This is a genomic window from Arhodomonas sp. KWT (assembly GCF_010993615.1).
The window spans coordinates 1-1,006 of record NZ_WNXE01000600.1 but is presented as its reverse complement, the minus strand read 5'-3'; the positions used below and the strand labels follow the sequence as shown (position 1 = coordinate 1,006).

The 1,006-nt window shown below is 73.4% G+C and carries 1 protein-coding gene and 1 pseudogene; both read left to right on the top strand.

Features of this window, described 5'->3' with window-relative positions; genetic code table 11:
• Positions 1-372: pseudogene (locus G7A99_RS21040) on the top strand (ABC transporter substrate-binding protein); the annotation flags it as partial.
• The coding region (locus tag G7A99_RS21035) for an iron ABC transporter permease (RefSeq protein ID WP_163143853.1) at positions 369-1,006 on the top strand (638 nt) is incomplete at its 3' end. The pseudogene G7A99_RS21040 and the gene G7A99_RS21035, both read left to right, overlap by 4 nt.

Below are 1,006 nucleotides of genomic sequence, written 5' to 3'. Positions count from 1 at the left end.
GCCACCGAGCGCGGCGAGGTGGACCTGGGGCTCGCCAACCACTACTACACCCTGCGGCTGAAGGCGGGCATGCCGGAGGCCTCGGTGGCGCTGGCGTTCACCCGCGGCGACGCCGGCTCGCTGCTCAATGCCGCGGGCGCCATGGTGCTGAACCCCGGGGAGACGGCCTTCAACTTCGTGCGCTACCTGCTCACACGCGAGGTCCAGGGCTACCTCGCCCGCGAGGCCTACGAGATCCCGCTGGTCTCCGGCGTGGACATGCCCGAGGGCCTGCCGCCGCTCTCGCGGATCCAGCCGCCGGACATGGACCTCACCCGGCTCTCGGAGCTCCAGCCCACCCTCGCCCTGATGCGTGACGTCGGGGTGCTGTGAGGCGGGCGCCACTCTCCTATCCCCTGGCGGCAGTGGTCGCCGCGGCGGCGCTGCTGCCGGTGGCGGTACTGCTCTATCTGGGCGTGGGGGCCGGCCCGGCGCTGAGCCCCCGCGCGCTGGGCATCCTCGGCGAGACCGCCCTGCTCACCGGTCTGAGCGTCGCCGGCGCGGTGCTCATCGGCGTGCCGCTGGCGGTGGCGAGCGCCTGCGTCGAGCTGCCGCTGCGCCGGTTCTGGCTCGTCGCCCTCACGGCCCCGCTGGCGATGCCGAGCTATATCGGCGCGTTCGCGCTGTTCGCCGCGTTCGGCCCGGGGGGCGAGATCGAGCACCTGCTGGGTCTCACCACCCCGCCGGTACGGGGCCTGTGGGGCGCGGCGCTGGTCATGGCGCTCTACACCTACCCGTTCGTGCTGCTGACCACGCGGGCCTCGCTGCGGGGGCTCGACGCCGGGCTCGTGGACGCCGCCCGGACCCTGGGCCTGTCCCTGCCCATGGCACTGCTGCGCGTGGTGCTGCCGCGGGTGCGCAACGGCATCGCCGCAGGGGCGCTGCTCTCGGCGCTGTACACCCTCTCGGACTTCGCCACGCCGGCGATCATGCAGGTCGACACCTTCACCCGGGTCATCTTCATCGA